Source organism: Shinella sp. GW835-FHT14H05 (genome assembly GCF_058793575.1).
In genome coordinates this window covers 446,875-471,097 of the sequence record NZ_JBXAFY010000003.1, presented here as the reverse complement: position 1 = coordinate 471,097, position 24,223 = coordinate 446,875, and the positions used below count along the sequence as shown (strand labels likewise).

Genomic DNA, 24,223 nt, shown 5'->3' with positions numbered 1-24,223 from the left:
GAGAAACCTTAGTTGGCTTTCTTGCAATTCGTCCGGATGGTCTTCCAGTTGATCGCTTCGAGCTTCGGCTCCGGGTAGAAGTTGCGGGCATTCGCCTCGTAGACGGTGCGCGGGCGGATATCGAAGGTCTTCGGCACTTCGAGGCCGCAGGCGAGCTCGACGGCGAACTTGGTGCCGAACCAGCCCCAATCGGCGAAGCCGTGGGTCGTTTCGGCAATCATCTTGCCTTCGGCAATGCGGTCGACCGATTCCGGCGTCACGTCATTGGTGAAGACTGCCACCTTCTTGTCGCCGATGTTCGCGCCGTCCTGCACGGTTTCGAGACGACCGCTGGAGCCGGCGACGAGCATGGCGCCGAGGCCCATTTCGTTCGATGCCGCCCAGATGAAGTCGAGGTTTTCCGGGTTGGCCTGAAGGATATCCTCGGCGCAACGCGTGCCCTTTTCGCGGTTCCAGTCGCCGGCACAGGTGCCGCCGACGATCTCGATGCCCGGGAACTGTTCGAGCACCTTGCGGAAGCCGTTGAGGCGGGCCGTCGAGAAGAAGCCGCCGGCAACGCCCTCGATGATGGCGCCGCGCGCCTTGATCTTGGCCTTGTCCTCATCGGAAAGTTTTCCGGCGAGATCCTGCCAGAATTTCAGGTCGAGATAGGCGCCGGGCTCGACGGTGACCTTTTCGCCAGCACCGAGCACGCCCGGACCGCCGAAATAATCGACGACCGAATAGGCGCTGACTTCGGCACCCTGCGTGTTGTCGAAGCCGATATAGGACGAGACGTTCACACCGTCGATCGGTTCCAGCAGGTTGACGATGATGACCGGGATGCCGGCTTCGGTGGCGCGCACGAGCGCGGGCTTGACGGTCGCGACTTCGGCCGGCGACACGGCGATCAGATCGACCTTGCGCTGGATCATGTCCTCGATGATGCTGACCTGCTCGGCAAAGGCCGTGGGGCTGGTCGGCGACTTGGTCAGGACCGTGACGTTGAAGCCATTCTTGTTGGCGTCCGCCGCGGCCAGTTCGAAGAAGTTCGTCGCGGTCTTGAAGACGCCGGTAATGTCCGGCGGCACCCAGCCGATCGTGATGTCGATATTGTCGCCTTCCTGTGCCACGGCCGGCGCGGCACCCAGTGCCGGCCAGAGTGCAACAGTCGCGGCCGCAGCAAACAATGATGCTTTTGCGAGCGTCTTGAACATAGCTCCCTCCCTGTCGAAAAAATCTCCTCCAACGTGCGCAATGGGCGCCGATCGGCGCTCCCACCCCTCACGTTGATTGGATGCTAGACAAAGCGATAAAGTAATTCAACTACATTTTTTGCGATTATAATCACACTCACTTGCGTGATTTTTGGTGAATTTCGCGCAAAACCGGCGCCGCGGCGGATCGGATTCAACCAATCGGCCGCGCTATAATGTAGTTAAGCTACTTAATTCTCTTCAGGTGCGAGGCGCATCAAATTCTTGCGCGCTGGCTCTGTCCAGCTACGGACCACGCAGGCTAAAGGCCTAATTTGTCATGTTGTACGTATAGCATGTCAGGATAATGATTCAAGACCGAAAGCTTCGGCAAATTTTGTGCCCGCGCCATGAAATCGCAGCGCGGGCAGCGCGACGGCTCCTGGCTGTGGCCTTACCAGCAGGTGTAACCGGCATCCGCGGTGACGATCGAACCCGTCATCAGGCTGGAGGCGTCGGAGGCGAGGAACAGCACGATCGCGGCGATCTCGTCCGGCTGGCCGAGCCGGTGCATCGGCGTCATGTCCAGCCATTGCTCGTACATCGGCTTGTCCTCCTTGGCGAAGGTCAGGAGCGGCGTGTCGATATAGGTCGGCGCCACGGAATTCACCCGCACACCGCGCGTCGCCCATTCGGCGGCAAACGAGCGGGTCATATGATGCACGCCGGCCTTTGCCGCATTGTAGTGAACCTGCTGCTGCGGCCGGTTGACGATGCTGCCGGACATGGAGCCGATCGTGACGATCGATCCCTTGCCCTTCGCCAACATGTGTTTTCCAAAGGCGCGGCACGAGCGAAAGGCGCCATTGAGGTTGATGTTGATCATCCGCTCCCAGTCGGCATCCGACAGGTCCTCCCCAGGCACGCCCGCCTGGGCGATGCCGGCATTGGCGACGAGGATATCCGCCGCCCGGCCGGCACCTGCCAGCCGGTCCGCCACCGCATTGACCGACGCGCTGTCGCCGATATCGATCACGTCAGCCTCGACGGAATAGCCCTTGGCGGCCAGCGTCGCGCGGCCGGCCTCGCTGCGTTCAGTGCTGATGTCGGTGATCACGACATGCGCGCCCGCCTCGCAGAGCGCCTCGGCGCAGGCGAGCCCGATCCCCTGCCCGGCGCCGGTGACCACCGCCACGCGGCCGGACAGATCGAATTTCTGAAGATACATACCGTTCCTTTCCGGCCGCAGGTCGCGGCCCGTGCCTCGCCGCCACCCTCACCCGTGCTGGATGTAGACGGCCTGCGTCTCCATATATTCGTAGAAGCCGTGTTTGCCGTCCGCCCCGCCGATGCCGGATTTCTTGCGGCCGGCGTGGAAACCCTGATAGGCCTCGCCGTTCTCGCGGTTGATATAGGTCTCGCCGAATTGCAAGCGCCGCGTGACCTGCATCGCCTTGTTGAGATCCTGCGTGTAGAGCGAGGATGTCAGGCCGTATTCGGTGTCGTTGGCATGGTAGACCGCCTCGTCGGCATCGTTGACCACGGCGATCGGCGCGACGGGGCCAAAAATCTCCTTGCGCATGATTTCCATGTCCGGCGTGCAGCCCGTCAGCACCGTCGGCTCATAGTGGTGGCCGCGGTTGCGGTCAGCACGCTGGCCGCCAAGCGCCACGGTAGCGCCCGCCTGCCGCGCCCGGTCGACCATGGCCTCCACCTTGCCAAGCTGTACCGCATTGACCAGCGGCCCCATATCAACATCGCGTTCCGTCAGCGGATCGCCATAGGTGACGGCCGCCATGCGCTTGATGAAGCGTTCGGTAAAATCGTCCGCCACCTGCCGCTCGACGAAGATGCGTTCGGCGCAATTGCAGACCTGTCCGGTATTGATGATGCGCGACGCCGTGATCGCTTCCACCGCGAGGTCGAGATCGGCATCCTTCAGCACGATGGCCGGCGCCTTGCCGCCGAGTTCCAGATTGACCCGCGTCAGGTTCTTCGCCGCCGCCTCCATGATGGCGACGCCCGTCGGCACGCTGCCGGTGAAGCTGACGAGATCGATGCCGGAATGGCCGGAAAGTGCTACACCCGTCGTGCGGCCACGGCCCGAGACCATGTTGAACACACCCTTCGGCAGGCCCACCTCATCCGCGATTTCCGCGAAGAGGAAGGCATTGAGCGGCGTCTCTTCGCTCGGCTTCACCACGATCGTATTGCCCGCCACCAGCGCCGGCGCGAGCTTGCGGCCGATCAGATAGAACGGGAAATTCCAGGGCAGGATGCCGGCGACGACGCCGATCGGCACGCGGTTCAGGTAGATCGTTTCGCCCTTGCGGTCGCTGGCGATGATCTCGCCCTCGATGCGGCGTGCCCACTCGGCCATGTAGTCCATCAGCCCGGCCATGCCCAGCACCTCGCCGCGCGCAAGACCAAGCGTCTTGCCCTGCTCGCGGGAGATCGTCTCGGCCAGCACATCGACCTTGTCGCGAATCTTGCTGGCGATCGACTTGACGTAACCAGCCCGCTCGATTGGCGGCAGATCGGCCCAGGCGGGCTGTGCCTTGCGCGCCGCATCCACGGCGGCGTCGACGGTCTCGGCCGACGCATCGGGAATTTCCGCGATCTGCTCCTCGGTTGCCGGGTTATAGACGGCGATGCGGTCGGAAGCGCTGTCCTCGACAAACCGGCCGTCGATGTAATGGGTGTTCCTGGGCATGTCTTTCCTCCCGTAGTGCTGTGTTGTCATCAGGCATCCGGCGCGACGCGGGCGACGATCTTGCCCGTCACCGCGCGAGCGCGCAGGCGCTGCAAGGCGTCCGGAATGTCTTCCAGCGTGACGATCTCCTCCACCATCGGATCGAGCTTGCCCGCCGCAAGCCGCACCATCAGGTCGTCGCCCATGCGGGCGAAATCCCGCTGCGTCGGCACGTGGCCGGCATTGTAGGCGCCGCCGAGCCCGATCTCGTGGATGGAGGCGGCATAGGTATAGGACGGCACGTCGGTCATGACGGGCAGCGGATCGACCGAGACGAGATGCCCGTTATAATGCACGAAAGCGAGCGACTTGCGGGCATCGCCGGGGTTGGCCACCTCCACCATGACGTCCACGCCGTAGCCGCCTTCCGTCTCAGCCTTCACCTTTTGCAGCAGGTCCGGATCGCGATAATCGAAGACGATATCGGCACCGAAAGCGCGCACGGCATCGAAGTGCTCGGCCCGCGTCAGCGCAATCACTTTCGCGCCCGCCTGATGGGCGAGCTGCGTCGCAAAACCACCGACGCCGCCATTGGCGCCCTGGATGAGAACGGTCTGTCCCGCCTCGATCCGCGCCTTGCGGAAGAGGGCCTGATACGCGGTGTAGCCGGCGCAGGGAACCGCGGCCGCGTCGGTAAAGCTGATGCCTTCCGGCAGGCGCGATGTCGCGTGCGCCGGTGCCAGGCAATATTCGGCAAAGACACCGGACTTCCAGAGGTTGTTGTGCACCACCACCCGTTCGCCGACCGTCCAGCCTTCGACACCCGGCCCGACCGCATCGATGATGCCGGCCGCATCGAGCCCCAGCACATGGGGATAGGTCCATTCCGGCTTGTGATCGAGCGCCAGCTTCCAGTCGACCGGGTTGATCGAGACGGCAATGACCTTGAGGCGCAGCTGGCCGGGGCCGGGCTCCGGGATCGGCAGGTCGGCCAGGACCACATCGTCAAGCCGGGCCTGTGCATCGGAAACAACAATCGCCTTCATAGGGTGCCTCATGTGATCAGGTAGCCGCCGTCGATAACCAGCACGCTGCCGGTAACGAAGCTCGCAAGCGGCGAGGAGAGATAAAGGACGCCGCCGGCAAGTTCGGCCGGTTCGCCCCAGCGGTTGAGCGGCGTGCGGGCGACGATAGCCGCATTGCGCTCCGCGTTTTCGCGCAGGCCCTTGGTCAGCGGCGTGGCGATCCAGCCGGGCGCGATCGCATTCACGCGAATGCCATCGGCCGCATAGGCGATCGCCAGCGACTTGGTGAGCTGCGCGATGCCGCCCTTGGAAGCCGAATAACCGGGCACAAGCCCGCCGCCGAAGAACGACAGCATGGAGGCGGTGTTGACGATCGTTCCGCCGGTTTCCGCAAGGCGCGGACGGGCGGCAGCGCAGACGCGCATCGAGCCGTTGAGATTGATGTCGACGACCTCGGCGAAAACGTCCGGCTCAAGCTCGTCATTGCGGCGGATGACGCCGGCGCAGTTCACTACATGGTCAAGCCGCGGCAAGCCCGCCACGAGGGCATGGACGGCCGATTTGTCGCGCACGTCGAGCGTGGCGAAGAGCACGCCCTTCATCTCGGGCCGGTCTCCGGCGGCGGCGATCTCGGCGTCGGTGACGCCCGTTGCCACCACGTCCGCACCGAGCGCGACGAAGGCCTGGCAGATCGCGGCACCGATACCGGAAGTCCCGCCGCTCACCAGCACCTGACGGCCCTCGAACAGGCCGGGGCGCAGGTAGGCGGCGGGGTTGCCGATCGCGCTGGTCCGCCCGTCAGCGGATGAACTGGTCGACATAATCCGCTCCCAGCCCAACCGCCTCGTAATGCGCACGACACATGTCGATCTTGGTGAAGACGTCCTCGAAGCCGAGCGGCTCGCCATAGGCATCGACGTAATACATGATGCCGTTGACCTGGAAGAAGGTGATCATCTCCTCGACATCGTCGGGGACCACCAGCGTGTGCGTCTCGCCCGGCGGTTCGAAGACGTAACCGCCCTCTTCGGCGACCCAGTCATGTTCCAGATAATGCCAGCGGCCCTTCAGCACGAAGCCGTGCACCGCCTGCGGATGCCGGTGGCGGCTCAGCACGCCGGACTTGCGCACCTTCAACAGGTTCATCCAGTAGCCTGCGGAGCGGTTGAGGCAGAGCGGGCGGAACCAGACATTGGTGCCCTGCGGCACCCAGACCCGGTCGTCGAGGGGAATGGCGTCCGGAATGACGATATCCGGCAGCGACTCCTTTGGCATGGGGAACTGGTAGGGCATGCGTGGGTTGGGATCGGTCTTCATGAGAGGCATCGGCGTCTTCCTCAGGCTGTCTGGAGGGTGCTGGGCTCGCGCCGTGGCGCGATGCCCGCAGGCTGGCGGCGTTTTGCGCCGGTGATGAATTCCACCGCCTTGTCGGCGACGACCAGCACGGCTGCGTTCGTGTTGCCGGATATGATGGTCGGGATCGCGGAGGCATCGATGACCCGAAGCCCCTCGACGCCGCGCACCCGCATGTCGGCACCAAGCACGCCACCGGCGTCGCCTTCGCGCGCCATGCGGCAGGTGCCGACCGGGTGATAGACGGTCTTGACGAAGCGCTTCGCATGTTCGGCGAGATCCACATCGGACATCTTGTCCTGGCCGGGGAAGATTTCGCGCGCGATCATCGAACGCAGCGGTTCCTGCTGAAGAATTTCGCGGGCGCGGCGCACGCCGCCGATCGACAGGCGCAGGTCTTCGGGATCGGCCAGATAATTCGGATCGACCAGCGGCTGGTCCTTCGGATCGGCGGAGGCAAGCTGCACCGAGCCCCGCGACCTCGGCTTCGCCACACAGGAATTCAGCGTCAGGCCGTGGCTTGCCTGCTGGTCGGTATGGTCTTTGTCGAGATAGACGGTCGGCACGCAGAACTGCTGGATCTTCGGATCGTTGGAGAGATCGTCGGGATCGAAGAAGGCGCCGGCCTCCACGCCATTGGACGTCACCGGCCCGGTGCGGTTGATGAGATATTCGAGGCCGTTGCGCATCTGCTTCCAGCCGCGATCATGGCCGTAATAGCCGTAGGGACCATTGCAGAGTGCCACGACCGGCGTCTCGGTATGGTCCTGAAGATTGGCGCCGACGCCCGGCAGATCGACGAGCGCGTGGATGCCGTGGGTTTTGAGATGATCGGCGGGGCCGATGCCGGAGAGCATCAGCAGCTTCGGCGTCGCGATGGCACCGGCGGCAAGCAGCACCTCGCCGTCGCAGCGGGCTTCCACCACCGTCCGCCCCTCGCCCTGCGAATAGCGCACGCCGACGGCGCGGCCGTTCTCGATGATCAGCGAATGCACGAGGCAGGAGGTCTTCACCTCTAGCCGGCCGCCCGCCATGGCAGGGCGCAGGAAGGCATCGACCGCGGAGCAGCGCCGGCCATCGCGGGTCGTCACCTGATAGGCGCCGACGCCACGCTGGCTGCGGCCGTTGAAGTCGCTGTTGTGCGGCAGGCCGACGCCCTGCGCAGCCAGCACGAAGGCGCGGGAGAGTTCGCAGATGTGGTCAAGATCGGAGACCTTCCACGGGCCGCCGACGCCATGATAGTCGTCGTTCAACCGCGCATTGTCCTCCATGCCGGTGAAGTAGGGCAGCAGCGCATCGTAAGACCATTGCTCATCGCCGATCTCGTCGGCCCAGCCGTCATAGTCCGCCGGCTGGCCGCGCATATAGACCATGGCATTGACCGACGAGCCGCCGCCGAGCACCCGGCCCTGCGGCACGATGGGCCTGCGGCCGCCGAGCCGCGCCTGCGCCACGGACTTGTAGAACCACATATATTTCTCGACGCCGAGCAGCTTCACGAAGCCGGCCGGCATGCGGATCAGCGGGTTGCGATCGTCCGGCCCGGCTTCCAGCACGAGCACGCGCGCGCCGTGCTCGCCCGCAAGCTTGCCCGCCGCAAGGCAGCCCGCCGTTCCCCCGCCGACGACGATGTGGTCGTAGCTCATGCGACGATACTCTCCACCTTGCCGGCCTGCGAGCGCGGGAACAGCAGCAGGTGATCCGGATCTATCGACACCGGCACCGCCTCGCCGCGCTTTGGCGTCACCGACGGGTGGGCGACCAGCGTGAAGCGCGTCTCGCCGACATCGACGAAGATCAGGTTCTGGTCCTGCAATTCCTCGGTGATGAAGACCTTGCCATCGATGCGCAGCGGGCTGTCGCCGCCGATCGACAGGAAGTGCGGGCGGATCGCGGCAAGCCCGCCGTCGCCGATATCCTGTGCCGCCGCATGCAGGCGCTGCGGCAAGGCAAGCTTGCGCCCTTCGAACTCGATAGACCAGCCGCCGTCCGCCGCCGCCACGCGGCAATCGAAGAAGTTGATCGGCGGCTCGCCGACGAAGCCGGCGACGAAGGCGTTCTTCGGCCGCGCATAGACCTCATCCGGCACCGCCATCTGCTGGATCTCGCCGTCGCTCATCACCATGACCCGGTCTGCAAGCGCCAAGGCCTCCTCCTGATCGTGGGTGACGTAGATCATCGTGTAGTTGAATTTCTGGTGCAGGCTCTTGATGAAGCGGCGCATGCGATAACGCTGGCGCGTGTCGAGATGCGAGATCGGCTCATCGAGCAGGAACACTTCGGGTTTGCGAACCAGCGCGCGCGCGAGACCCACACGCTGCGCCTGGCCTGAGGAAAGGCCCTTGGGTTTCAGGTGCAACAGCGCCGTCAGTTCCATCTTGTCGGCAATGTCGCGGACCTGGCGATCGATCTCCTTGCTATCGACATTGGCCGAGCGCAGCGGGAAGGCGATGTTCTCGTAGATCGAAATGGTCGTGTAGAGCGCGTAGGATTCGAAGGACATCGCGACGTTGCGGTCGCGGGCGCGCACATCGTTGACGCGCTTGCCGTCGAAGTAGATCGAGCCTTCGGTGACCGTCTCCAGACCTGCGATCATGCGCATGGTCGAGGATTTGCCACAGCCGGACGGGCCGAGGATGGCGACGAACTCGCCATCGGCGATCTCGAAATCGATGCCATGCACGGCCTGGACGGCGCCATAGCGCTTGACGAGTCTTTCGGCTTTGATGGAGGCCATGGGGTCAAACTCCTGCGGAAGGCGTGGCGTGCGTGACCGCCCGGGCATTCTGAAACAAGTGGACGGCATCGCGCGGGAAGGCGATGGCGACCGTTTCGCCCACGCCAAGCGACGTGCCGGCGGGCACCGAGACGGAGACCTGGTCATTGCCGATGCCGACAAGGGCGATCTTCATGTAGCCGAGGTTCTCGATGACATCGACGCGGCCGCGCAGCGCATAGGAATCACCCTCCCGGGCGATCCGCACCTCGTTGGAGCGGAAGCCGACCTGGATTTTCGAGCCGACCTCCTCGTTGAGGTCGCTGACGGCCTCGGCCGCAAGCGAGGCGACCGGCATGCCATCCGCCGTCACAAAATCGACCCTGCCATCATGGCGCCGCGGCTGCACCGAAATGAAGCTCATCGGCGGATCGCCGACGAAGGAGGCGACGAAGGCGTTTGCCGGGCGGTGATAGAGATCGGCCGGCTTGCCGAGCTGTTCCAGCTTGCCGGCATTCAGCACCGCAACCCGGTCGCCGAGTGCCAGGGCCTCGCGTGACGACGTCGTGGTGAAGACGACGGTCGCCGACAAGTCCTCGGCGAGCGCCTTCAGTTCGGCGCGGATCTTGTGGCGAAGCTTCGCATCGAGATGGCCGACCGGTTCGTCGAGCAGATAAATGTCCGCCGGCCGGATGATCGCGCGGCCGAGTGCCACGCGCTGGCGCTGGCCGCCGGAGAGGAAGCCGGGGCGCCGATCGAGCAGGTGGCCGATGCCCAGAATGCCGGAGATCCGTTTGACCCGTTCCTCGACTTCCGCACGACCGATGCCGCGGGCTTTCAACGGAAAGGCCAGGTTCTCGCCGACCGAGAGATGCGAATAGAGCGCATAGTTTTCGAAGGCCATCGCCGCATCGCGCTTTTCCGGCGGAACGCGGAGAATGGAGATGCCGTTGCGCAGCACGTCGCCGCTGGTCGGCTTGGTGATGCCGGCGAGGATGTTGAGGAGCGTGCTCTTGCCCGCACCGGCGGGCCCGTAGATCACAAGGAATTCGCGGTCGCGCACCGTAAGATCGATCTTACGAAGGGCGACCTTGGCGAGACCATAGCGCTTGTGGACCGATTTCAGTTCGTACATCAGACGTCCTCCTGCATGAGGGCGGCAACTTCCGCCTCCGCCTGTTGGCGCTCGGCGATAAAGCGGCTGCGGGCGCGCACGACGAAAGCCGCCGAGATCACGAAAGCAACGATGTTCATGATGACCACCGACATCGACTGGCTGGCGAAATACGGCTCGATGAAGCCGAGCCAGACGAAGACGACGCCGACATAGAGAAGGATGACGCGGAAGCCGGTATCCCAGCCTTGACTGAAGCTCATGATCTTATCCTCTCACAGCGCCGAAGGTGAGGCCGCGCACCATGTAGCGTTGCATGGCGAGCACGAAGACCAGCATCGGCAGGACGCTGATGGTGGCGGCCGCAGCAACCGGCCCCCAGAGAATGCCCTGCAGCGTGAAGAAGGATTCCACGCCCACGGTGACGGTGCTCGCGGCCTTGCGGGTCAGGATGTAGGCGAACAGGAACTCGTTCCAGCTGAAGATCAGCGTGAAGACGCCGGTGACCGCGATGCCGGGGGCGGCGAGCGGGCAGACGACCTTGGCCAGCACCTTCAGCCGCGACAGGCCGTCGAGGCGGGCGGAATGTTCGAGTTCACGCGGGATATCCTGGAAGAATGACACCAGCAGCCAGATGGCGAAGGGCAGGTTGAACACCGTATAGGAGATGATCAGCGCGCCCGGCTGGTCGAGGCCGATGCCGAGGAACTTACCGGCCCCCGTCCTGCCGACTTCGCGGAAGATCAGGAAGTAGGGCAGTATGACGGCGATGGCCGGGAACATCTTGGTCGACAGGATGAAGAACAGGATATGGCCGTCGCCGACATTGTAGCGCGCGAAGCTGTAGGCGGCGAGCGAACCGGTGATGACGACGATGATCGTCGAGGCGACGGAGATGAACAGCGTGTTCTTGATGTAGAACAGGAAGTTCTTGTCGTAGATCGCGTGGACGTAATTATCCAGCGTCGGGGTGAACAGGAAGCGCGGCGGCGACACCATGATGGCATCGGCCGGCTTGAACGACGTGATGATCATCCAGGCGATCGGGAACACGATGAAGCCGAGCACGATGACGATCAGGCCGTAGCGGAGCGCTTCTTTCGGGAAGCTTGATTCACGTTGCAGCATGGCGATCTCCTCAGCCTTCGGATGCGCGCGACGAAAATTGGGTGAGCAGCGGGCGAAGCGCGAAGAGGCTTGCGACCAGCATGGCGTAGAGGAAGAAGATCGCCATGGTGGAGGCATAGTCCATCCGGAACAGCTTCAGCCCCGTGCGGTAAAGATAGAAGGTCATGGTTTCCGTCACCGTGCCCGGCCCGCCGCGCGTCAGCACGGCCACCGCGTCGTAGAGGCGCACGCTATCGATGGTGCGCAGCACGAGGACAAGGAACAGCACCGGCTTCAGCATCGGGAAGGTCAGCGTGCGCAGCACGCGGAAGGTGCTGGCACCATCGAGTTCGGCCGCCTCGAACGGCTCCTTCGGCAGCGCCTGCAAACCCGCAAGCGCGATCAGCGCCACGAAGGGCGTCCACTGCCACACGTCGAACAGGATGACCGACCAGAGCGCGATCGTATAGTCGCCAAGCCAGTTGGGTTCCGGCAGGCCGATGAGGCCGAGGAAGTAGTTGATCAGCCCGAATTGCGGATCATAGAGATAGCGCCAGAACAGGCCCGTCACCGCCGCCGAAGTGGCCAGCGGCAGGATCATCAGGCTGCGGATGACGCCCTTGCCGACGGTTGCGCCGTGGATGAGGAAGGCGATGGCGATGCCCAGCACCATTTCAAGCGTGACGGCCGTCAGCGTGAATTTCAGCGTGACCCAGACGGAACTCCAGAAGGCGCCGTCATGCAGGACCGTCCGGTAGTTGTCGAGCCCGACGAAATCGCCGATGCGGCCGCGCGTCAGGTCCGCGAACCGGAAGGACACGTCGAGCGCATAGGCGAGCGGCAGCAGCGCGAAGACAAGGATGACCAACATCGCAGGCACGACAAGAAGGATCGAGAACCAGCGATCGGACATGGCGGTTGGGCTCGCCACGCCTTTTTCCTGCGACGCCGACACGGATAGCGACTGCGACATCAAACTCCTCCAGAAGAAACTTTTGGGCGGGCAAACCCGCCTTTCAAATCAAACTGCATGGTGGGCGGGTGCCCACCATGCAAAGCTTAGATCGATGCTTCGATCACTTGCCGATCGGGCACGGGCCGCCGCAAATCTTCTCGACTTCGGCTGCGAGCTGTTCGGCCGCCGCGCGGGCGTCGATCTGGCCGGCAGCCGCCGATTGCAGCGGGATCTGCATCGTGTTGTAGATCTTCGCGCCGAAGGGCGTGTCGAACAGGTTCGAGCGGAAGCCCTTCATGGAATCGAAGATCTTCAGCAGCGTCGAGAAGTGGCCGGTCTTCGTGCGGCTTTCCGGCGCGGCGAAGGCCGGGTCGGAGAGCACGCTCATCAGCGTCGACGTACCGCCCGCCTTGGCAAACTCCATCTGCGCGTCATGGCCGCCGATATAGGCGACGAAGTCCATCGCCTCCTGCGGATGGGCGGACGATGCGGAGACGGCGAGCAGGAAGCCACCGATATAGGCCTTCTTCTCCGGCGCTTCGGCAACGCCCATCTTGGCGCCCGGCACGCTGGTTTCGGTCGTCACGGCATTCGGCCATTGATCGAGGAAGAAGGAATAGGTCTGGGCGATCTGCCCGTCCTTCATCTGGTTCATCACGCCGTCATAGGTGACGGTGAGGGCCGCCGGCGGGGCGAATTTCATCAGCGCCAGATAGTCGTTCATCGCCTTTTCGACCGCGTCAACCGGCACCTTGCCCTCGTCCGTCAGCCAGTCCGCGCCCTGCGACCAGAGCACGCCGGACATCTCGTCCTGGATTTCCGGGAAGGGACCGGCCATCAGGCCGACGCCGTAAAAATCCTTGGCAAGCGCTTCACCCTTGAGGTTCTCGCCGGCCTTGCGCGTGAAGAATTCGGCGATATCGCGGTGCTGCGCCCAGGTGGTCGGAACGGCCAGATCGTAGTTGAAGCGCTTCTTGAAGGCTTCCTTTTCGGTCGCATCCTCGAACAGGTCGGCGCGATAGATGTAGCCGGCCGTGTAGGTGTAGTAGGGCAGGCCCCAGACATCGCCCTTGTACTGCGTCGTGAGGGCTGCGAGCGTCGGCGCCACGTCGTCGAGCTGCGCCTTCTTGTCGGCGAAGTAGTCCGTCATCGGCAGGATGAAACCGTTTTCGGCGAACTCGGCCTTTTCGGAGGTTTCCAGCGTCACGACGTCATAGGCGCCGGTCTGGCCGACCATCTCGATGACCTGCTTGTTGTAGAGCTGCGAGTTGTCGATGTTGACGACATTGACCTTGACGCAGTTCTTCGCCTCGAAGCCGGCGACGAGGTTCGCCATGGCATCGGTGTAGAAGCCGGCGATCGTCGACCAGGTGATCGGCACGCGGTCAGCATCGACGCATTCCTGCGCCATGGCGACCGGCGCCGTCGAGGTCATCAGCGCTGCGACCAGCAAACCCTTTTTCAGCATGGATTTCATTTCATTCCTCCCGGTTGACGGCCGTGGGCTCCCTGCCCCGGCGCGTGATTGGCTATGCGCTTACGTTCTCCTTGGAATGTCGGGCTCCTTGGAATGTCCGGCCGGTCCGGCCGGGCTCCGCGGCAGTTCCAGGAACGCCGCGGTATCGGGATCGACCGGAATGCCGGCCACGAGACGCTCGACTTCGACCCGCCATTCGCGGTCGCCGGGCGCCAGAATCTCGCCGCCTTCCTGCACCGGCGCGCTCCTCAAAGCCGCCAGATAGGCGGCCATGCCGGCATGGAAGACGTCCCGGCCGCCAAAACGGTCCGGATCGATGGCGAGAAGGAAATGCCCCATCTGGCGCGGCGTCGAATAATCGTCGCCGCCGACCATGGGGATAAAGGCATGATCGAGCGTCATGCCCTGAAGAATGGCCGACAGCAGCGTCGCGACGCCGGCAAGCGCTGCCCCCTTGAAGGCGAAATCCACGCCGCCGAGCGGCAGGAGCGTCTTGCCCGAAGCCGGATCGGTGGTCGGCGCGCCCGCCTCGTCGACGGCCACGCCCTGCGGCAGTTGCACACCGAGCGACTTATAAAGCAGCAGCCGGTTCAGCGGGATCGACGAGGTCGCCATGTCGAGCAGCCAGGGCTTTTCACCGCCGCTGGGTGCCGCAAAGGCCAACGGGTTCGTGCCATGAAAGGCTTCGCGGCCCTGGAAGAGGGCCACGACGCTATCGGAATTGGTGGTCGCAAAGCCGATCAAACCGGCTTCCGCGGCGACCCGCGCATAGGCACCGGCCGCACCGAAATGCGAGGAATTGATGACGCCGACCGCACCGATGCCGCTGTCGCGCGCCAGCCCGATCGCCGTGTCCATCGCGACATAGGCGGCATGGTGGCCAAGCGCATTGTCGCCATCAACAATCGCCGTCGCAGCCGCCGTCTTGCGGACCGTGATGTTCGGCGTTCCGTTGACCCGTCCGCCGCGCAGAACCTTGTCGTAATGGACCACCAGACGCACGCCGTGACTGTCGACCCCGATGCGCGAGGCATGCATCAACGCCCGCACCGCGGCAGTGGCGGACGCTTCGCACGCGCCGGCGTTGCGCAGCGCAGTTTCGACTCGCGCTTGGAGCAAATCGGGGGCAACTAGAGTCTGGACGGACATATCGGACCCAACCTAGGAGATTGCAGACGACGAGAATTGGCGTATCATATCTAATATCTCAGTGTAAATAGTTGAGGGGCTCGGTGAACCTGCGTCGACCCCTGCAAGGAAGGGAGACCCTATGAATACACTCGACCGCGGTCCGTCGCTGACCGACCTGGCGGCGCAGGAAATACGCAACCGCATCGTGCGCGGCGTGTTCCAGCTCGGCGAACCGCTCTCCGAAATCGCACTCGCCACCGAGCTCGGCGTCTCCAAGACGCCCGTTCGCGAGGCGCTGATGGTGCTGAAGCGGCAAGGTCTCATCGAGGTGCATCCACAGCGCGGCTCGTTCGTCTTCGACATGGATGCAAACCAGGTCCGAAAACTCTCCGAACTGCGCGAGGTGCTGGAACTCGCCGCCCTTCGCATGGCGCTTGCGACCGATCGCCGGGCGCTGGCCAAGCAGTGGGCTGACATCGTCAAGAAGATGCGCAAGTCGCTCGACGCCAACGACGCGGAGCTCTACCGCACGCTCGACGGCGGCTTCCACCGGGTGCTCTTCGAGCTGGCCGACAATGCCTATCTCATGGAGGCCTACGAGCTGATCGCCTTCCGGGTGCAGGCCCTGCGCAACCGCCTGTCGCTCGCTCCCTCGCTCAACGCCACCTCGTTCGACGAGCATGTGCGGCTGGCGGAGCTGGTCGCGGCAGGAGACGACGAGGCCATCGTGAACCTCATGGGCCAGCACATCGAGGCGACGCGGGAACATTATCTGGCTGCGGTGACGGCGCGGGAGGCGGAAGCCGCCGTGACGCCGGCCAAGGGACGGCGCCGAACGACGCGCCGCTGACACATTGCCACCCACGTCGCCCGACCGAAAACGGTAGCGCGGCTGCACACCCATTTTGCTGCCCTCCCGTAGCTAAGCTACATTTTATCGAAATCACGGCGCGAATTAGGTCGCACTTCCTTTTGATTTCGGTAAATTCCATCCCTGAGGCATAGATTTTCGGATTGACACTCGATTGTCAAGGTAGCTAAACTACATTTTTAGAGGCGCCAAGGAGGGCGCTACCGGGAGGGGATCGTGTACGCTGAGCTTTTCAGATTGGATGGTCGTGTCGCGCTGGTGACGGGCGGCAGTCGAGGCATCGGGCTTGCCTGCGCCGAAGCGCTTGGGGAGGCCGGCGCACGCATCGCCATCTCCGCGCGCTCTCGCGACGAGGGTGAAAAAGCGGTGCGGCACCTGGCCGGCAAGGGCATCGAAGCACTCTACCTGCCCGCCGACATTTCCAGCGAGAGCGCCGCCCAGGCGCTCGTAAAGCAGGCGGCCGCCGAGCTTGGCGGGCTTGATATCCTCGTCAACAATGCCGGCATCGCGCGCCATGGCGACAGCCTCGACGTCAAGCCAGAGACCTGGGACGAGGTGATCAACACCAACCTCACCGGCCTCTTCTGGTGCTGCCGGGCGGCCATCGAGACGATGGTTGCAGCGGGGCGCGGCTCGATCGTCAATATCGGCTCGATCTCCGGCTATATCAGCAATCTTCCGCAGAACCAGGTCGCCTACAATGCCAGCAAGGCCGGTGTGCACATGCTGACCAAGTCGCTGGCCGGCGAATTCGCCAAGAACAACATCCGCATCAATGCAGTGGCGCCCGGCTATATCGAAACCGCCATGACGCAAGGCGGGCTGGACGATCCGGAATGGTCGAAGATCTGGCTCGGAATGACGCCGCTGGGCCGCACCGGCAAGCCGAGCGAAGTGGCGACCGCCGTGCTCTACCTCGCCTCCGATGCCGCCAGCTACGTCACCGGCTCGGTGCTCACCATCGACGGCGGCTACACCATCCACTGACCTTCACAGCAAAGAGATACGGGAGCAATTGAATGGCACGCGCATTCGGCGGTCCGAACAAATATATCCAGCGCGCAGGCGAGATCGACAAGCTGGCGAGCTACCTGGCACCGCTCGGCAAACGCGCCCTCGTGCTGATCGACCGCGTGCTGTTCGACACGCTCAGCGAGCGCATCGGCAAGAGCGCCGGCGACGCCCTCGACATCCGCTTCGAGCGGTTCGGCGGCGAGTGCTGCACGTCTGAAATCGAGCGTGTGCGGTCAATCGCCATCGAGCATGGCAGCGACGTGCTCGTCGGCGTCGGCGGCGGCAAGACGGCGGATACCGCCAAGATCGTCGCCATCAACACCGGTGCGCGCACCGTCATCGCACCGACCATTGCCTCGACCGACGCGCCCTGCAGCGCGATTGCCGTGCGCTATTCGGAACACGGAGTCTATGAGGATTCCCTCCGCCTGCCCCGCAATCCGGATGTCGTCGTCGTCGATTCCGCGCTGGTCGCGGCAGCACCCGCGCGCTTCCTTGTCGCCGGCATCGGTGATGCGCTTTCGACCTGGTTCGAGGCGCGCTCCAACATCGAATCGCGCACGAACAATTATGTCGCCGGCGGCTTTCCGACCACGGAAGCCGGTATGGCAATCGCCAGGCATTGCCAGAGCGTGCTGATGCGCGATGCCGTCAAGGCGAAGATCGCCGTCGAGGCCGGGCTGCTGACCCAGGCGGTGGAAAACATCATCGAGGCGAACACGCTGCTTTCCGGCCTCGGCTTCGAGAACTGCGGCTGCTCGGCCGCGCACGGCATCCATGACGGGCTGACCGTGCTCGAAGAAATCCACGGCTATTTCCACGGCGAAAAGGTCGCCTTCGGCACACTCTGCCTGCTGATGCTGGAGAACCGCGAGCACGCCGAAATCGAGGCGATGATCCGCTTCTGCCGTAGCGTCGGCCTGCCGACGAAGCTTTCCGACCTCGGCATCGTGGAAGACGTGCCCGCTAAGATCGAGCGTGTTGCGGAGGCCGCCTGCCGGCCGGGCAACATCATCTATGCCACGCCCGTCACCATCACCGTGCCTGCGGTCCGCGATGCGATCCTGGCGCTCGACGCCTTTTCGCGCAGCATCGCTTGAGTGGCGGGAGGTAAGTCATGACCGACAGAAAACCCCTCGTGATGATCACCGGCGCCAGCGCCGGCATCGGGCAGGAAACCGCCCGGGTCTTTTCCGCCGCCGGCTATCCGCTGCTCCTCATCGCCCGTCGCCCCGAGCTGATCGAGGCGATGGGGCTTCCTGATACGCTGGCCGTCAACGCCGACGTGCGCGATCACGCGGCGCTGGTCGCAGCGATCGCCGAGGGCGAGGCGAAGTTCGGCCCGGTCGACTGCCTGATCAACAATGCCGGCATCTCCCGTCTCGCGCGTCTCGACGAGCAGGACCCGGAACAATGGCGCGATCTCGTCGATATCAACTGCCTCGGCGTGCTGAACGGTATGCATGCGGTCGCCCCTGGCATGAAGGAACGCCGGCACGGCACGATCATCAACGTCTCGTCGATTGCCGGCCGAAAGGTCTATCCGCACCATGACGTCTATGGCGGCACCAAGCACTTCGTGCATGCTGTCAGCGAAGGTATGCGCCAGACGATGTCGGCCCACCGGGTGCGCGTCATGGTCATCTCGCCGGGCGTCGCCAAGTCGGAGATCGACAAGACCATCACCCACCAGAACGCCTACGAATTCTGGGACAACGGCCGCAAGCAGCTGGATGGCGGCCTCGACGTCAACGACATCGCGCGCACCATGCTCTTTGCCTACCAGCTTCCGCAGGACGTCAATCTGCAGGAGATGACGATCACCCATACTGGCCAGGAATTCTGACATGACGGATACCCCCTCCTTCGACGACCTGCTGGATTTCAGCGGCAAGACCGTGGTGGTCACGGGTGCGGCGACCGGCATCGGCCGGGCAATCACCGAAGCCTTCGCGGCGAAGAAGGCGCGCGTCGCGCTGCTCGACCGCGATCCCTCCGTTGCCGATGTCGCCGCATCGCTTGGCTCCCACCACATTTCACATGTCGTGGACGTGACGGACGAGCCGGGTGTCGAGCGCGCTGTTAAAACGGTGACCGAAGCCTTCGGCCGCATCGACATTCTCGTCAACAATGCCGGCATCGGGCCGCTGGCGCCGGCGGAAAGTTATCCGACGGCGGAGTGGGACCGCACGCTCGCCATCAATCTCAAGGGCTCCTTTCTGATGGCGCGTGCCGTCGCGCCCGGCATGCTGGAGCGCAAATCCGGCCGTATCGTCAACATGGCCTCGCAGGCCGCTATCATCGGCATCGAGGGCCATGTCGCCTATTGCGCCAGCAAGGCGGGCATCGTCGGCATGACCAACTGCATGGCGCTGGAATGGGGACCGCGCGGCGTCACCGTCAACGCGCTCTCGCCGACCGTGGTGGAGACCGAACTCGGCCTCACCGGCTGGGCCGGCGAAAAGGGCGAGCGCGCCCGCGCCGCCATCCCGACGCGGCGCTTCGCCAAGCCGTGGGAGATCGCCGCCTCGGTGCTCTACCTCGCCAGCGGTGCGGCCGCGATGGTGAACGGCGCAAACCTGATGATCGACGGCGGCTACACCATCGTTTGATCGAAAAATTGACAGAGACGAGGACCCAGTTTTGACACAGCTATTCGAGCCCGTCGGGTGCAAGGTCGATCTTCAGACCGGCGCCATGAGCGATGCCACGGGCGATTACCAGAAGCGTTTCCGCGACCTCGAAGGTCTCTATGCGGATGCGGATGCCTTCTCCGCCATGCAGGCCGGGTGGAACGACACGGTCGTCTACGAAGTCTCGGAATTCCGGCCGAACGAGCGATCCGGCGATCTCATCTTCGGCGTCACCCGCATGCTGCCGGGCAAGGTGGGCAACGAATATTTCGTCACCCGCGGCCACATCCACCGGCAAGCGGACCGGCCGGAAATCTACTACGGGCAAAAGGGCCGCGGCCTCATGCTAATGGAATCCCCGGAAGGCGAGATTCGCATCGTCGAAATCGACGCCCAGACGGTCTGCTACGTGCCGCCCTACTGGATCCACCGCTCCGTCAATGTCGGCGACGAGGAACTGGTGATGCTGTTCTGCTACCCCGCCGATTCCGGCCAGGACTATGACTGCATCGCCAAGGCCGGCGGCATGCGCGCCCGCATCGTCGACGATGGCAAGGGCGGCTGGAAACAGCTCGACAATGCCGGCTGGCGGATGCGGGACGCGGCGACGATCGCCGCCCTCTATGGCCATCAGGAGAAGGAAAAAACCGCATGAGTGCCCCATTCGATCAGGCAGCCAAGCTCGGCGTCGTTCCGGTCATCGCCATCGAGCGCGCCTCCGACGCCGTCGCGCTCGCCGATGCGCTTCTCGAAGGCGGTCTGCCGCTCGCCGAGATCACCTTCCGCACCGAGGCGGCCGCCGAAGTCATCGCCATCATGGCCGACAAACGGCCGGAACTGCTGGTCGGCGCCGGCACGATCCTGACGCCGGAAGCCCTCGACGCGGCAATTGCCGCCGGTGCCCGCTTCGGCCTCGCGCCCGGCTTCGATGCCGAGATCGTCACGGCCGCGAACGGCAAGGACTTTCCCTTCGCGCCCGGCATCATGACGCCGTCCGACCTGACCGCCGTCACCCGCCACGGCCTGAAGCTCGCAAAATTCTTCCCGGCGAAAGCAGCCGGAGGCCCCGCCATGCTGGAGGCGATCAGCGCGCCCTTCGCGCATCTCGGCACCCGCTTCGTGCCGACCGGCGGCGTCAGCCTCGACAACATGCACGAATGGCTGAAGCTGAGCGCGGTGGCCGCCGTCGGCGGCACCTGGATCGCGACGAAGGCCGACATCGGCGAAGGCCGCTGGGCCGATATCACGGCGAAGGCGCGCGCGGCTGTGGCAAAGGCCAAAGAGGCACGCGAGGCGAACCGATGAGCCGCTATCAACCCGCCACCCAGCCGACCTTCTACTTCATCGGCGTGACGACGGCGAAAAGCTCGATCATGCGGGTCTTTCCCGCCTGGGCGCGCCATCTCGGGCTGAAGGACGCCGTGCTGAAGGGCATCGATTTTCCACTGCATGCCGATCCGGCCGCCTATCGCGAGGCCGTCGCCTTTATCAAGACGGACCCGCTGTCGCTCGGCGCGCTCGTCACCACGCACAAGATCGACCTGTTCAACGCGGCGCGCGACATGTTCGACGTGATCGATCCGCATGCGCTGCTGATGCATGAGACGAGCTGCCTGTCGAAGCGCGACGGTAAGCTGATCTGCCATGCCAAGGACCCCATTTCGTCGGGCCTTGCGATCGACGGCTTCGTGCCGGCCGGCCACTTTGCCGACACTGGCGCGGAAGTCCTTTCCATGGGCGCCGGCGGGTCCACCATCGCCATCACCTGGCATCTCATGCAGGCACGCCGCGGCGCAGATTTGCCCTCGCGCATCGTCGTCACCAACCGGTCGCAGCCGCGTCTCGACGAGTTGCGGCGCATTCACCAGGACATGAACGCCCGCGTTAAGATCGACTACGTGCTGGCCGACCGGCCGGAGCTGAACGATGCCGCCATGGCCGCGCTGAAGCCGGGCTCGCTCGTCATCAACGCCACCGGCCTCGGCAAGGACGCGCCCGGCTCGCCGATCACCGATGCGGGCCTCTTCCCCGAAAGGGCGATTGCCTGGGACCTGAACTACCGCGGCGACCTCGTCTTTCTCGACCAGGCACGACGCCAGCAGGCGGCGCGTGGGTTGCAGGTCGAGGATGGCTGGACCTATTTCCTGCATGGCTGGACGCAGGTCATCGCCGAAGTGTTCGATATCGATATCCCGACCTCCGGCCCGTCCTTCGACGAGATTTCGCGCATCGCCATCGAAGCGGCGAAGGGGTGATGTGGTGAAGCGTATTCTCGTCACGCCCCGTTCGCTCTCGCTCGATCCGCCGCCGGAACTGGAGCCGTTGCGCCAGGCCGGTTTCGACCTCGTGTTCCCGACGCCGGGCCGTATGCCAGACGAGGCCGAACTGCTCGACCTCGTGCCCGGCTGCGTCGGCTGGCTCGCCGGCGTCGAGCCGGTCTCCGACCGGGTCATCGCCGCCGCCGACAGCCTGCGCGCCATCAGCCGCAACGGCACCGGCATCGACAACCTGCCGCTGGCGCTGCTCAAGGGTCGGGGCGTCCGCGTGCTCAAGGCCGAGGGCGCCAATGCGGTCGGCGTGGCGGAGCTTGCGATGGGCCTCATCCTCGCCTCCCTCCGCCACATCCCCACCGAGACGGCCGGCATTCGGGCCGGCGGCTGGCCGCGTTCGCGCGGCAAAGAAATCGCCGAGCGCACCGTCGGCATCATCGGCTGCGGCGCGATCGGCAAGCGCGTCGCACGCGCCGTCTCATCGATGCGGGCCAACGTCGTCGCCCATGATCCGTTCCGCCCGAATGTTGAAGTCTACGGCCCGTTCAAATGGGCAAGCCTGGACGAGGTTTTTGCGGGAGCGGACATCGTCTCGCTGCATTGCCCCGCGCCCGCCGACGGCAGGCCAATCGTCGACGCGAAACGGCTCGCGATCATGCCGCCCAACGCCATCCTGATCAACACAGCCCGCGCGACGTTGGTGGATGAGGATGCCGTGCGCGCCGCACTCGACGAGGGCCGGTTGCAGACCTACGCCACCGACGTCTTCGTCGAGGAACCGCCTGCGCCCGGCTCGCTTGCCAGCCATCCCCGCGTCATCGCCACGAGCCATATCGGCGGGCTGACGGACGAGAGCGTCAGCAAGGCGACGACCATCGCCGTGGAAAACCTGCTCGCCGCGCTGGTCAGGGAGAACGCCGCATGACGTCGCTCTCGCCCGTGCCGTTTTCGGAAACGCTTGCCGCGCGGCTCTCCACGCCGCCGGCTGAAGGCATCCAGCTCTACTGGCTCGGGCAGGCCGGCTTCGTCATCGCGACCAGCCGCTATCGCATCGTCATCGATCCTTATCTTTCCGATAGCCTTGCGGAGAAATACCAGGGCAAGCGCTTCGAGCACGACCGCCTGATGGCCGCTCCCATCCAGCCGTCCGAAATCGGCCCGGTCGATCTCGTGCTGGTGACGCATCACCATACCGACCATATGGACCAGCAGACGCTGGCGCCGATCGCTACGGCCAATCCGGATTGCCGCTTCGTCGTACCGCGCGCCGCGATCGAGGTTGCGAAGGAACGCATCGGCGTCGGGCTGGAACGGCTGATCGCGGTCAATGCCGGCGAGCGTATCGAGCCCCTGCCCGGCCTCGCCATCACCGCTATCCGCGCGGCGCACGAAACATTGGAACGCTCGCCGGAAGGCTGGCACAAATTCCTAGGCTACGTGGTCGAGAGCGACGGCGTTCGCTTCTACCATTCCGGCGATACGATCCCCTTCGAAGGGCTCGTTGACGAGGTCGCACCCTTCAAGGTCGATCTCGCGCTGCTGCCGGTCAATGGCCGCCGGCCTGAGCTCACGCAAGCCGGGATCGCCGGCAATCTGACGCTGGACGAAGCCTGTGTGCTCTCGGACCGGATCGGCGCGGCGGACATGATCGCCCATCACTACGGCATGTTCGCCTTCAACACGGAGGACCCTGCAACGATCGATGCCAAATCGGCGGCGGCTGATTGCAGGGCGCGGCTCCATCGGGCAAAGCTGTCGGTTGAATACCGATTGTCTAAGTGAACCGGGGGTCTCCATGTCAACCAGCGCGCTCCAGCCCAAACCGATTGGCGGCAACAATAACAACATATTGGAGGTCATCCGCATGAAGCGCGGAGAGCTCCGCAAGTCGGATCGCAAGGTGGCCGAACTCGTCCTTGCCGACCCGAAGCGCGTCATCAACGCGACCATCGCGGAGGCCGCCGAATGGGCGGATGTCAGCCAGCCGACGGTCATCCGCTTCTGCGCCTCCGTCGGCTGCCAGGGCTACCAGGATTTCAAACTGCGCCTCGCCCAGAGCCTCGCGCTCGGCGTCTCAGCCACCCATTCGGTCATCGACGGCAACGACACGCCGGCCCAGGTCTCGGAAAAAATCTTCGACTATACGATCACCAGCCTCGACTGGGTGCGCAACCATCTCGATCCGGTAAAAGTCGGCCAGGTCGTCGATATGCTCGCCAAGGCGAACCGCATCGACTTCTTCGGCTTCGGCGCCTCGGGCATCGTCGCGCGTGATGCGCAGCAGAAATTCCCGCTGTTCGGCGTGCCCTGCGGCGCGGAGACCGACGCGCACCAGCAGATCATGGTCGTCTCCATGCTGAAACCGGGCGACGTCGCCGTCGTCATCTCCAATACGGGCGCGACGCTGGCGATCATCGAGACCGCCCGCCGGGCGCGCGAAAACGGCTGCCAGATCATCGGCATCGTCGGCGCGGATGGCCCGCTCGTCGAGTTCTGCGATCTCGTGCTGAAGGTCGAGACGCTGGAAAACACCAATATCTACACGCCCACCATATCCCGCATCGCCGCGCTGACGGTGATCGATATCCTGTCCACCAGCGTGGCGCTGCGCCGCGGCGCCGAACATGTCGAGCTCTTCACCGGCATGAAGCGCAACCTTCGCTACCTAAGAATGAGCAACGAGACATAGA

The 24,223-nt window shown here is 64.3% G+C and carries 25 protein-coding genes; 11 read left to right on the top strand and 14 right to left on the bottom strand.

Annotated features, from left to right (window positions below; all coding sequences use genetic code 11):
* Nucleotides 1-8: 8 nt before the first annotated feature.
* The 14 genes from AC1Q6Z_RS13390 to AC1Q6Z_RS13325 all read right to left on the bottom strand — a co-directional run bounded on the left by AC1Q6Z_RS13390 (nucleotide 9) and on the right by AC1Q6Z_RS13325 (nucleotide 14,763).
* Complete coding sequence (locus AC1Q6Z_RS13390) at nucleotides 9-1,196, bottom strand: sugar ABC transporter substrate-binding protein (RefSeq protein ID WP_492648176.1); 1,188 nt, start codon at nucleotides 1,194-1,196, stop codon at nucleotides 9-11.
* A gap of 433 nt (nucleotides 1,197-1,629) precedes the next feature.
* The gene (locus AC1Q6Z_RS13385; protein WP_492648175.1) at nucleotides 1,630-2,403 is read right to left on the bottom strand and encodes an SDR family NAD(P)-dependent oxidoreductase; all 774 of its coding nucleotides are present in this window, start codon (nucleotides 2,401-2,403) and stop codon (nucleotides 1,630-1,632) included.
* A gap of 48 nt (nucleotides 2,404-2,451) precedes the next feature.
* Entirely contained in the window at nucleotides 2,452-3,888 is a 1,437-nt protein-coding gene (gene aldA, locus AC1Q6Z_RS13380) for an aldehyde dehydrogenase (protein WP_492648174.1), read from the bottom strand.
* 29 nt (nucleotides 3,889-3,917) lie between these two features.
* On the bottom strand, nucleotides 3,918-4,913 hold the full coding sequence (locus AC1Q6Z_RS13375) for a zinc-binding dehydrogenase (RefSeq protein ID WP_492648173.1): 996 nt from the start codon (nucleotides 4,911-4,913) through the stop codon (nucleotides 3,918-3,920).
* Nucleotides 4,914-4,921: 8 nt separating this feature from the next.
* Nucleotides 4,922-5,713, bottom strand: a complete 792-nt coding sequence (locus tag AC1Q6Z_RS13370) for an SDR family NAD(P)-dependent oxidoreductase (protein WP_492648172.1) — start codon at nucleotides 5,711-5,713, stop codon at nucleotides 4,922-4,924.
* The gene (locus AC1Q6Z_RS13365; protein ID WP_492648171.1) at nucleotides 5,691-6,218 is read right to left on the bottom strand and encodes a 2,4'-dihydroxyacetophenone dioxygenase family protein; all 528 of its coding nucleotides are present in this window, start codon (nucleotides 6,216-6,218) and stop codon (nucleotides 5,691-5,693) included. The genes AC1Q6Z_RS13370 and AC1Q6Z_RS13365 overlap by 23 nt, the downstream gene beginning before the upstream one ends.
* An 11-nt stretch (nucleotides 6,219-6,229) precedes the next feature.
* On the bottom strand, nucleotides 6,230-7,891 hold the full coding sequence (locus tag AC1Q6Z_RS13360; protein WP_492648170.1) for a GMC family oxidoreductase: 1,662 nt from the start codon (nucleotides 7,889-7,891) through the stop codon (nucleotides 6,230-6,232).
* Nucleotides 7,888-8,982: an ABC transporter ATP-binding protein gene (locus tag AC1Q6Z_RS13355; RefSeq protein ID WP_492648169.1), complete on the bottom strand. Its 1,095-nt coding sequence runs from the start codon at nucleotides 8,980-8,982 to the stop codon at nucleotides 7,888-7,890. Before AC1Q6Z_RS13355 ends, AC1Q6Z_RS13360 begins: the two co-directional genes overlap by 4 nt.
* A 4-nt stretch (nucleotides 8,983-8,986) precedes the next feature.
* A complete protein-coding gene (locus AC1Q6Z_RS13350) occupies nucleotides 8,987-10,096 on the bottom strand; it encodes an ABC transporter ATP-binding protein (RefSeq protein ID WP_492648168.1) in 1,110 nt (369 codons plus the stop codon).
* On the bottom strand, nucleotides 10,096-10,338 hold the full coding sequence (locus tag AC1Q6Z_RS13345; RefSeq protein ID WP_256116661.1) for a hypothetical protein: 243 nt from the start codon (nucleotides 10,336-10,338) through the stop codon (nucleotides 10,096-10,098). Before AC1Q6Z_RS13345 ends, AC1Q6Z_RS13350 begins: the two co-directional genes overlap by 1 nt.
* Nucleotides 10,339-10,342: 4 nt before the next feature.
* Nucleotides 10,343-11,203 (bottom strand): carbohydrate ABC transporter permease, encoded by an 861-nt coding sequence (locus AC1Q6Z_RS13340; RefSeq protein ID WP_256116660.1) that lies wholly within the window; start codon nucleotides 11,201-11,203, stop codon nucleotides 10,343-10,345.
* 10 nt (nucleotides 11,204-11,213) lie between these two features.
* A complete protein-coding gene (locus tag AC1Q6Z_RS13335) occupies nucleotides 11,214-12,113 on the bottom strand; it encodes a carbohydrate ABC transporter permease (protein WP_492648167.1) in 900 nt (299 codons plus the stop codon).
* A gap of 145 nt (nucleotides 12,114-12,258) precedes the next feature.
* A complete protein-coding gene (locus AC1Q6Z_RS13330; RefSeq protein WP_256116657.1) occupies nucleotides 12,259-13,614 on the bottom strand; it encodes an ABC transporter substrate-binding protein in 1,356 nt (451 codons plus the stop codon).
* Nucleotides 13,615-13,674: 60 nt separating this feature from the next.
* A complete protein-coding gene (locus tag AC1Q6Z_RS13325) occupies nucleotides 13,675-14,763 on the bottom strand; it encodes an Ldh family oxidoreductase (protein ID WP_492648166.1) in 1,089 nt (362 codons plus the stop codon).
* A 121-nt stretch (nucleotides 14,764-14,884) separates the two neighbouring features.
* Here AC1Q6Z_RS13325 and AC1Q6Z_RS13320 point away from each other — a divergent pair, with 121 nt between their 5' ends.
* The 11 genes from AC1Q6Z_RS13320 to AC1Q6Z_RS13270 all read left to right on the top strand — a co-directional run bounded on the left by AC1Q6Z_RS13320 (nucleotide 14,885) and on the right by AC1Q6Z_RS13270 (nucleotide 24,222).
* Complete coding sequence (locus AC1Q6Z_RS13320; RefSeq protein ID WP_492648165.1) at nucleotides 14,885-15,595, top strand: GntR family transcriptional regulator; 711 nt, start codon at nucleotides 14,885-14,887, stop codon at nucleotides 15,593-15,595.
* A gap of 237 nt (nucleotides 15,596-15,832) precedes the next feature.
* Nucleotides 15,833-16,603 carry an SDR family NAD(P)-dependent oxidoreductase gene (locus AC1Q6Z_RS13315; RefSeq protein WP_492648164.1) on the top strand — a complete coding sequence of 257 codons (771 nt, stop codon included), beginning with the start codon at nucleotides 15,833-15,835 and terminating at the stop codon, nucleotides 16,601-16,603.
* A 32-nt stretch (nucleotides 16,604-16,635) separates the two neighbouring features.
* A complete protein-coding gene (locus tag AC1Q6Z_RS13310; RefSeq protein WP_492648163.1) occupies nucleotides 16,636-17,730 on the top strand; it encodes a glycerol dehydrogenase in 1,095 nt (364 codons plus the stop codon).
* 17 nt (nucleotides 17,731-17,747) lie between these two features.
* A complete protein-coding gene (locus AC1Q6Z_RS13305) occupies nucleotides 17,748-18,476 on the top strand; it encodes an SDR family oxidoreductase (RefSeq protein ID WP_439630264.1) in 729 nt (242 codons plus the stop codon).
* Between the two features lies 1 nt (nucleotide 18,477).
* Complete coding sequence (locus AC1Q6Z_RS13300; RefSeq protein ID WP_492648162.1) at nucleotides 18,478-19,242, top strand: SDR family oxidoreductase; 765 nt, start codon at nucleotides 18,478-18,480, stop codon at nucleotides 19,240-19,242.
* Between the two features lie 31 nt (nucleotides 19,243-19,273).
* A complete protein-coding gene (locus AC1Q6Z_RS13295; protein WP_492648161.1) occupies nucleotides 19,274-19,918 on the top strand; it encodes a glucose-6-phosphate isomerase in 645 nt (214 codons plus the stop codon).
* The gene (gene eda, locus AC1Q6Z_RS13290) at nucleotides 19,915-20,568 is read left to right on the top strand and encodes a bifunctional 4-hydroxy-2-oxoglutarate aldolase/2-dehydro-3-deoxy-phosphogluconate aldolase (protein WP_492648160.1); all 654 of its coding nucleotides are present in this window, start codon (nucleotides 19,915-19,917) and stop codon (nucleotides 20,566-20,568) included. Before AC1Q6Z_RS13295 ends, eda begins: the two co-directional genes overlap by 4 nt.
* The gene (locus tag AC1Q6Z_RS13285) at nucleotides 20,565-21,518 is read left to right on the top strand and encodes a shikimate dehydrogenase family protein (protein ID WP_492648159.1); all 954 of its coding nucleotides are present in this window, start codon (nucleotides 20,565-20,567) and stop codon (nucleotides 21,516-21,518) included. The genes eda and AC1Q6Z_RS13285 overlap by 4 nt, the downstream gene beginning before the upstream one ends.
* Before the next feature lie 4 nt (nucleotides 21,519-21,522).
* Nucleotides 21,523-22,458 carry a phosphoglycerate dehydrogenase gene (locus tag AC1Q6Z_RS13280; RefSeq protein WP_492648158.1) on the top strand — a complete coding sequence of 312 codons (936 nt, stop codon included), beginning with the start codon at nucleotides 21,523-21,525 and terminating at the stop codon, nucleotides 22,456-22,458.
* On the top strand, nucleotides 22,455-23,315 hold the full coding sequence (locus tag AC1Q6Z_RS13275; RefSeq protein WP_492648157.1) for an MBL fold metallo-hydrolase: 861 nt from the start codon (nucleotides 22,455-22,457) through the stop codon (nucleotides 23,313-23,315). Before AC1Q6Z_RS13280 ends, AC1Q6Z_RS13275 begins: the two co-directional genes overlap by 4 nt.
* A gap of 13 nt (nucleotides 23,316-23,328) precedes the next feature.
* Nucleotides 23,329-24,222: an SIS domain-containing protein gene (locus AC1Q6Z_RS13270; protein ID WP_256116639.1), complete on the top strand. Its 894-nt coding sequence runs from the start codon at nucleotides 23,329-23,331 to the stop codon at nucleotides 24,220-24,222.
* The last annotated feature ends 1 nt before the right edge of the window (nucleotide 24,223 follow it).

Bases quoted from the DNA above. Each gene is read 5' to 3' on its own strand.
- AC1Q6Z_RS13390 (WP_492648176.1), bottom strand. From the start codon at position 1,196: ATGTTCAAGACGCTCGCAAAAGCATCATTGTTTGCTGCGGCCGCGACT.
- AC1Q6Z_RS13385 (WP_492648175.1), bottom strand. From the start codon at position 2,403: ATGTATCTTCAGAAATTCGATCTGTCCGGCCGCGTGGCGGTGGTCACC.
- aldA (WP_492648174.1), bottom strand. From the start codon at position 3,888: ATGCCCAGGAACACCCATTACATCGACGGCCGGTTTGTCGAGGACAGC.
- AC1Q6Z_RS13375 (WP_492648173.1), bottom strand. From the start codon at position 4,913: ATGAAGGCGATTGTTGTTTCCGATGCACAGGCCCGGCTTGACGATGTG.
- AC1Q6Z_RS13370 (WP_492648172.1), bottom strand. From the start codon at position 5,713: ATGTCGACCAGTTCATCCGCTGACGGGCGGACCAGCGCGATCGGCAAC.
- AC1Q6Z_RS13365 (WP_492648171.1), bottom strand. From the start codon at position 6,218: ATGCCTCTCATGAAGACCGATCCCAACCCACGCATGCCCTACCAGTTC.
- AC1Q6Z_RS13360 (WP_492648170.1), bottom strand. From the start codon at position 7,891: ATGAGCTACGACCACATCGTCGTCGGCGGGGGAACGGCGGGCTGCCTT.
- AC1Q6Z_RS13355 (WP_492648169.1), bottom strand. From the start codon at position 8,982: ATGGCCTCCATCAAAGCCGAAAGACTCGTCAAGCGCTATGGCGCCGTC.
- AC1Q6Z_RS13350 (WP_492648168.1), bottom strand. From the start codon at position 10,096: ATGTACGAACTGAAATCGGTCCACAAGCGCTATGGTCTCGCCAAGGTC.
- AC1Q6Z_RS13345 (WP_256116661.1), bottom strand. From the start codon at position 10,338: ATGAGCTTCAGTCAAGGCTGGGATACCGGCTTCCGCGTCATCCTTCTC.
- AC1Q6Z_RS13340 (WP_256116660.1), bottom strand. From the start codon at position 11,203: ATGCTGCAACGTGAATCAAGCTTCCCGAAAGAAGCGCTCCGCTACGGC.
- AC1Q6Z_RS13330 (WP_256116657.1), bottom strand. From the start codon at position 13,614: ATGAAATCCATGCTGAAAAAGGGTTTGCTGGTCGCAGCGCTGATGACC.
- AC1Q6Z_RS13325 (WP_492648166.1), bottom strand. From the start codon at position 14,763: ATGTCCGTCCAGACTCTAGTTGCCCCCGATTTGCTCCAAGCGCGAGTC.
- AC1Q6Z_RS13320 (WP_492648165.1), top strand. From the start codon at position 14,885: ATGAATACACTCGACCGCGGTCCGTCGCTGACCGACCTGGCGGCGCAG.
- AC1Q6Z_RS13310 (WP_492648163.1), top strand. From the start codon at position 16,636: ATGGCACGCGCATTCGGCGGTCCGAACAAATATATCCAGCGCGCAGGC.
- AC1Q6Z_RS13305 (WP_439630264.1), top strand. From the start codon at position 17,748: ATGACCGACAGAAAACCCCTCGTGATGATCACCGGCGCCAGCGCCGGC.
- AC1Q6Z_RS13300 (WP_492648162.1), top strand. From the start codon at position 18,478: ATGACGGATACCCCCTCCTTCGACGACCTGCTGGATTTCAGCGGCAAG.
- eda (WP_492648160.1), top strand. From the start codon at position 19,915: ATGAGTGCCCCATTCGATCAGGCAGCCAAGCTCGGCGTCGTTCCGGTC.
- AC1Q6Z_RS13285 (WP_492648159.1), top strand. From the start codon at position 20,565: ATGAGCCGCTATCAACCCGCCACCCAGCCGACCTTCTACTTCATCGGC.
- AC1Q6Z_RS13275 (WP_492648157.1), top strand. From the start codon at position 22,455: ATGACGTCGCTCTCGCCCGTGCCGTTTTCGGAAACGCTTGCCGCGCGG.
- AC1Q6Z_RS13270 (WP_256116639.1), top strand. From the start codon at position 23,329: ATGTCAACCAGCGCGCTCCAGCCCAAACCGATTGGCGGCAACAATAAC.